The organism is Rhodococcus gannanensis, assembly GCF_042681175.1.
Taxonomy (GTDB): Bacteria; Actinomycetota; Actinomycetes; order Mycobacteriales; family Mycobacteriaceae; genus Rhodococcus_G; species Rhodococcus_G gannanensis.
On sequence record NZ_JBHUFB010000019.1, the window covers coordinates 346,859 to 353,821 of the forward strand.

The window sequence follows — 6,963 nt, forward strand, 5'->3', positions numbered from 1 at the left end:
GACACAGATGTATCTCAGTTCGCGCACGTCCCGCCTGGCGGGAGCAGCCCTCGGAATCGGTCTCGCCTTCGCTCTGGCAGCCTGCTCCGACACCCCGACCGGATCGGAAACCCCGAAGGCCGCGGAGTCCCCGCACGGCTTCGTCGAAGGGGCGAGCGAAGCGGCGGAACCGCAGGTCGGTCTCGCGTACGCCGAGAAGGGTTCGACAGAGCTGTCGATCCTCGACCTCGCCGGTGAGACCACCGGCACCGTCGACCTCGAGGTCACGGCGCAGACGCTCACCGAGGACGGGCGGTTCGCCTACATCGGCGACGGCGACCGCACCGTCGAGATCGTCGACACCGGGGTGTGGACCGTCGACCACACCGACCACGTCCACTACTACCGTGCGCCCGCCACCTCGGTCGGCACGATCACCCTCGACGCACCCGTGAAGAGCGTCATCGGCAACGAGGGCCACACCGCGATCGGCACGACGGACGGCACGGTGACGCTGCTGGACCGCAAGGCATTCGAATCCGGCCGCGTCACCGTCACCGGTGAACTCGAATCGTCCGGCCCGGTTCCCTTCGCGGTGCCCTACCGGGGCAACCTCCTGCTGGCAGGCGCGACGGGTATGTCCCTGGTCGACGCGACCGGAGCAGAAGTCCGCCCGATCGGTGCCGCCTGCGCCGCACCCGAGGGCTGGGCGATCCTGCGCGGTGCCGTCGCCGTCGGCTGCGACGACGGTGTGCTCGTCGTGAAGCAGAAGGCGGGCGCCGACCACGACGTCCTCCTTCCGTATCCCACCGCTGGGGACCGAGCGCGCGAGTTCGGGTACCGCCCGCGCAGCAACGAGGCCGCATCCGTCGCCGGAAACGGAGTGTGGAACGTGAACACCTCCGAGGAAATCGTCACCCACGTGCCCTCGCCCGCGCCGGTGGTGTCGGCGAGCTCGCCCGCGAACGGTGCTTCCGTGATCAGCCTCGACGAGGCTGGCACTCTCCGGGTCTCGGCGCTCAACGGCGGTGCGCCGCTTGCGGAATCACCGATCGTTCCGGCCGGAACCACCAGCCCGGTACTGATCGACACCGCGCGCGCCTACATCACGGATCCGGCCTCGTCGACCGTCTCCGAGATCGACTACGACGACAACCTGCGGGTCGCACGGACCTTCGAGACCGACGCCCGTCCCGATCTGATCGTGGAGGTCGGACGATGAGAACCCGTGTCCTCGCAACCCTGTCGGCGCTCGCCGTCGGCGCCGTCGCGCTGACCGGCTGCGCGAACAGCGACGACGTGGCGCAGATCGTCGTGACCACCAACATCCTCGGTGACGTCGTGCGGGAGATCGTCGGCGACCAGGCCGAGGTCACCACACTGATGAAGCCGAACTCCGATCCGCACTCGTTCGGAATCTCGGCGCAGGAATCCAACTCCATGCACACCGCTGACCTGGTGGTGTTCAACGGTCTCGGCCTCGAAGAGGGTCTGCTGCACCACGTGGATTCCGCCGAGGCGGAGGGCGTGCCGGTCGTCGAGGTGGGTTCCGCGGTGAACCCGATCGCCTACTCGGAGGGCGGCACGGCAGGTAAGGACGACCCGCACTTCTGGACCGACCCGACCCGGATGGCGCTGGCCGTCGACCTGATCGCCGACGAGGTGGTCGAGCACGTGCCAGGCGTCGATGAGCAGGCCGTGCGCGACAACGCCGCCGCATACCGGGCCGACCTCGAGGAACTGGATCAGGAGATGACGGGGAAGTTCGCGGCGATCCCACCGGCTCAGCGGAAGCTCATCACCAACCACCACGTGTTCGCCTACCTCGCCGAGAAGTACGGGTTCACCGTGGTCGGCACCGTGATTCCGAGCGGGACCACCCTGGCGTCACCGAGTGCATCGGATCTGGCGTCACTTGTCGGTGCCGTGAAGTCGAACGGAATCCACACGATCTTCGCGGACTCCTCGCAGCCGGACCGGCTGGCGCAGGTCGTCGCCGACACCACCGGCACCGATGTCGACATCCGCAGCCTGTACACCGAATCCCTGGGCGAACCGGGATCGGAGGCCGGCACCTACCTGAACATGATGCGTTCCAACGCAACCCAGATCAGCGACGGTCTGACGCCGCAGGGCAGCTGACTTCACAGTTCCACCCATCTCGAGAAACGGAGCGTCACACATGAACAAACGAACCAGGGTGACCGCACTCGCGGTCGCCGCGGCCGCAGCCCTCTCATTGGCGGCATGCTCGTCCGAGAGCGACGCGCAGGACACCACCGAGGCCATCAACGAGCCTGTCACCGTGACCTTCGACGGCGGAATCCACATCCTCGACGGCGAAACCCTCGAAGTGAAGGAGACCGTCTCCCTGGACGGCTTCAACCGCGTCAACCCGGCCGGCGACGACACCCACGTCGCAGTGTCCACCGAGGCCGGATTCCAGTTCCTCGATGCAGCGGCCGGCGCGATGACGGACATCAAGTACGACGGCCCGAAGCCGGGCCACGTCGTCGTTCACGCCGACAAGACGGTGCTGTACATGGACGGCACCGGCGTGACCAGCATCCTCGACTCGGACGACCTCGCCGCCGAGGCCGTGACCTACACCGCCGCCGAACCGCACCACGGCGTCTCCGTCGTCCTCGAGGACGGCACGATGGTCACCACCCTCGGCAACGAGGAGAAGCGTCCCGGGGCAATGGCACTCGACGCGGACTTCGCCGAGATCGCGCGCAACGAGAGCTGCGAGGGCGTCCACGGCGAGGCCGTCGCGCAGGGCGAGATCCTCGCACTCGGCTGCAAGGACGGCGCACTGCTGTTCAAGAACGGTGCCTGGGTGAAGGTCCCCGGCGCGGCGCCGTTCGCGAAGATCGGCACCGTGGCGGGCAGCCCGGAGTCGACCGTCCTCCTCTCCGACTACAAGGTCGACCCGGACGCCGAGCGTGAGTTCCCGGAGCAGTTCGCCCTGATCGACACGGTCGCGGAGAAGATCACCGTCGTCCCGATGCCCGAGGGTGTCAGCTACAGCTTCCGCTCCCTCGGGCGCGGCCCGCACGGGGACGCCCTCATCCTCGGAACCGACGGCAAGCTCCACGTCGTCGACCCGGCCACCGGCGCGATCGAGAACTCGTGGCAGGTCGTCGGCGAGTGGCAGGAACCGATGGACTGGCAGGAGGCGCGTCCTGCACTGTTCGTGCGCGACCACGACGTCTACGTCACCGATCCCGCGACGCGGAAGGTGTTCAAGCTGAACGCCGACTCGGGTGAGGTCGAGGCCGAGGTCACCCTCGACAACGCACCCAACGAGATCAGCGGCGTGTCCGGCGCACACGGCCACTGATCGACCGCTCCCCGTCGGGCTGAAGGTGGCATCGATCTCGGTGATCGAACCGAAGGCCGCCTTCAGCCAGACGGGGAGGTTGTTACCCCAGGGTTCTCCACGTCGGTTCGGGACGGCTGCCGGGCGGCACGTCCTAGACTCGGTCGGGTGTCCGGTACCAACGAGTCGGCCGCCGTCGCGCACTTGCGTGGATGCCTCGACGGCGAGGTCGAGGACGACACCCGCCGACGCGCCGAGTACTCCTCGGACGCGTCGAACTACCGGGTCGTGCCTGCCGCGGTGGTGTTTCCTCGTTCGGACGAGGACGTGGCGGCGACCCTCGCGGTCGGCCGTGAGCACGGATTCCCCGTGACCGCGCGCGGCGCCGGAACGTCAGTGGCGGGCAACGCGATCGGTGCCGGACTCGTCCTCGACTTCAGTCGGCACCTCGACCGGATAGTCGACCTCGACCCGGACTCCCGCACCGTCACCGTGCAGCCCGGTGTGGTGCTGTCGTCGTTGCAGCGCGCCGCCTCCGCGCACGGACTCCGGTTCGGGCCCGACCCGTCCACCCAGGACAGGTGCACCGTCGGTGGCATGCTCGGCAACAATGCCTGCGGTCCGCGGGCCGTGACGTGGGGACGCACCGCCGACAACGCGCGCTCGCTGCGGATCCTCGACGGCGGCGGCACCGAACGCGTCCTGGCCGACAGCCTGTCCGACGTACCGGGCCTGGGCGCGTTCGTGACGGCGAACCTCGCGACGTTGCGCACCGAACTGGGGCGCTTCGACCGTCAGGCGTCCGGTTTCTCGCTCGAACACCTGCTGCCCGAGCGCGGGCACTCCGTCGCGAAGGCGTTCGTCGGCACCGAGGGCACCTGCGGTCTGATCCTCGACGCGACCGTCGACCTCGTCCCGATTCCCGCGGCGACGGCGCTGGCGGTCCTCGGCTACCCCGACATGCCCGCCGCAGCCGACGACGTCCCCGCGCTGACGGCGGAGCGGCCACTCGCCGTGGAGGGCATCGACGCCCGACTGGTGGAGGTCGTACGGCAACACAAGGGCGGTGCCGCGGTCCCGGACCTGCCGCGCGGCGGCGGGTGGCTGTTCGTCGAGACGACCGGCGCGACGGCCGCGGAGGCGCTGGACGCGGCCGCGCGCCTCTGTCGGTCGTCGTCGGCGGTCGACACCCGGGTGGTACCGACCGGACCGGAATCCGCTGCACTGTGGCGCATCCGGGCGGACGGTGTCGGGCTGTCCGGCCGGACCAGGGCCGGCAACCCGGCGTGGCCGGGATGGGAGGACGCAGCGGTACCCCAGCATCGGCTGGGCCGGTATCTGCGCGACTTCGACTCGCTGATGGACGATCACGGAGTGGACGGCGTGCTGTACGGGCACTTCGGCGACGGCTGTGTGCACATCCGGCTCGACTTCCCCTTCGATCGGGCACCGGATCGGTTCCGGAGGTTCCTCGTCGATGCGGCCACACTCGTTGCCGCGCATGGCGGTTCGATGTCCGGCGAGCACGGGGACGGTCGGGCGCGATCGGAGCTGTTGCCGCTGATGTACTCCCCCGCCGCGCTGTCCGCCTTCGCCGGCTTCAAGGCACTGTTCGACCCCACGCAGGTCCTCAATCCCGGCGTGGTGGTCGAGCCGGCGGCGATCGACGCCGATCTGCGGGTCCCGGCGGCCGTCCCGGTCGTTCCGGTCGGCGGTCTCGCCTTCGCGGACGACCGCGGGGACCTGTCGGTCGCCGCGCACCGCTGCGTCGGAATCGGGAAGTGCCGAGCGGACTCCGGCGGCGTCATGTGCCCGTCGTACCGCGCGACTCGCGACGAGAAGGACAGCACCCGGGGACGCGCCCGCGTCCTGCAGGAGGCGATCAACGGCACACTCGTCACCGGCGGGTTCGCCGCCGACGAACTCGCCGACTCCCTCGACCTGTGCCTGTCGTGCAAGGCGTGCGCGGCGGACTGCCCCGCGGGCGTGGACATGGCGTCCTACAAATCGGAGGTGCTGTACCGCCGGTATCGCCGCCGCCTCCGCCCACCCACGCACTACACGCTCGGCCGGCTGTCTCGCTGGACCGCCGTGGCATCCCGCGCCCCGCGACTCGCGAATGCGGCCGCTCGGATCGTCCCGCTGCGCCTCGTGGGGATCGACCCGCGCCGGCAGGTGCCGCCCCTGGCCCCGGAAACCTTCCGGCACTGGTGGCGGCGGCGACCGCCGAGCTCCACAGGTCGCGAGGTGCTGCTGTGGATAGACACCTTCACCGACGGCTTCACACCGAACGTCGCGCGTGCCGCCGTCGCCCTTCTCGAGAACGCCGGGTACCGCGTCACCGTCACCGAGCGACGCGTCTGCTGCGGACTGACCTGGATCACCACGGGCCAACTGGACGGTGCCCGAAGGCAGCTCGCCGCGACACTCGACCAGCTCGCGCCACACGTCGACGCGGGGCTCGCCGTCGTCGCCCTGGAGCCGTCGTGCGCCGCCGTGCTTCGCTCCGACGCCACGGAACTGCTCCCCGACGACCCGCGGGCTCGTCGGGTGGCGGAGGCCACCCGAACCCTCGCGGAGTTCCTCTCCGAAGCGACCACGCCGGACGGTGAGACGTGGCAGCCGCCGGATCTCACCGGCGTCGAGGTCGTCGTGCAGCCGCACTGTCACCAGCACGCGGTACTGGGTTTCCGGTCCGATCGCGCCCTGCTCGATCGGACCGGCGCCACGGTCCACGAGCTGTCCGGATGTTGCGGGCTGGCCGGGAACTTCGGTATGGAACGCGGCCACCACGACGTCTCGGTTGCGGTCGCAGACAACTCCCTGCTACCCGCTCTGGCTGGTTATCCCGACGCGACCCTGCTCGCGGACGGATTTTCCTGCCGCACCCAGTCCGCCCAGCTGGCGGGCCGTTTCGGGGTGCATCTCGCGGAACTCCTGGTCGACGACGCGACCCGAGGTCCCAGGAATTCGCTGTGACATGCGGCACCATCAGTCGACCGGTTCACTCCGATCCGGTCCGATCCGAAGGGCTGGCGAAGCAGTGGCAAATACACGCACGCGCTCGAAGAAGGTGGCTACGACTCTGTCCGGGGCGGCCGTCGCCGCCGTCGCGGTCACCCTGACGGCAACCCCCACCGCGTCCGCACAGGGCGCCGCACCCGCCGCGCCGACGATCACCGCGACCACCAACGGCGCGAAGGTGACCATCGATCTGGACGACCCGAACTCCGGGATCGAACACGCCCTCACCGGCTGCTCGGCGCTGCTGGTCGACCCGTTGAAGGCGGCCCCACTGCTTCCCTCGCTCATCTCCGGCACGTTCCCGCCGCTCGAGGACATCGACCCGGCGATCCTCGCGTGGGGTCCGGGCCTTCCGCCCACCACCGCTCTGGACCGCACCTGGACGTATGTGACCCCCGACCTCCCGGCGGGGATCTACCTGGCCGTCGGCGTCTGCGTCAACACGCTCGCCCCCGGTGATCCCGGTGTCGCGTTCACACCGGTGTTCGTCGGTGGACCGTTGGAAATCGGCTCCTCGGTGCTCGAGTCCGGCAGCTAGTAGGACTTTGTTAGGTCGGAAAGGTGTGGTGGCAGGTCGGGCAGGTGCCGATCCAGATGGCAAGTGCGCGTTGGATGTCGCGGACGATGCCGTACAGGGT

At 69.5% G+C, this 6,963-nt stretch carries 5 protein-coding genes; all 5 read left to right on the top strand.

Translation table 11 applies throughout. The features are described from left to right. The first annotated feature begins 7 nt into the window (after nt 1-7). The 5 genes from ACFSJG_RS21030 (at nt 8) to ACFSJG_RS21050 (ending at nt 6,863) form a co-directional block, all read left to right on the top strand. Nucleotides 8-1,201 carry a hypothetical protein gene (locus ACFSJG_RS21030; RefSeq protein WP_378487182.1) on the top strand — a complete coding sequence of 398 codons (1,194 nt, stop codon included), beginning with the start codon at nt 8-10 and terminating at the stop codon, nt 1,199-1,201. After that, complete coding sequence (gene aztC, locus ACFSJG_RS21035) at nt 1,198-2,121, top strand: zinc ABC transporter substrate-binding protein AztC (RefSeq protein ID WP_378487183.1); 924 nt, start codon at nt 1,198-1,200, stop codon at nt 2,119-2,121. Before ACFSJG_RS21030 ends, aztC begins: the two co-directional genes overlap by 4 nt. A gap of 40 nt (nt 2,122-2,161) precedes the next feature. Beyond that, nucleotides 2,162-3,322, top strand: coding sequence for a zinc metallochaperone AztD (gene aztD / locus ACFSJG_RS21040; RefSeq protein WP_378487184.1), 1,161 nt, complete (start codon nt 2,162-2,164; stop codon nt 3,320-3,322). 147 nt (nt 3,323-3,469) lie between these two features. Beyond that, the gene (locus ACFSJG_RS21045) at nt 3,470-6,280 is read left to right on the top strand and encodes an FAD-binding and (Fe-S)-binding domain-containing protein (RefSeq protein ID WP_378487185.1); all 2,811 of its coding nucleotides are present in this window, start codon (nt 3,470-3,472) and stop codon (nt 6,278-6,280) included. Nucleotides 6,281-6,374: 94 nt separating this feature from the next. Next, nucleotides 6,375-6,863: a hypothetical protein gene (locus tag ACFSJG_RS21050; protein ID WP_378487186.1), complete on the top strand. Its 489-nt coding sequence runs from the start codon at nt 6,375-6,377 to the stop codon at nt 6,861-6,863. Nucleotides 6,864-6,963 lie beyond the last annotated feature (100 nt).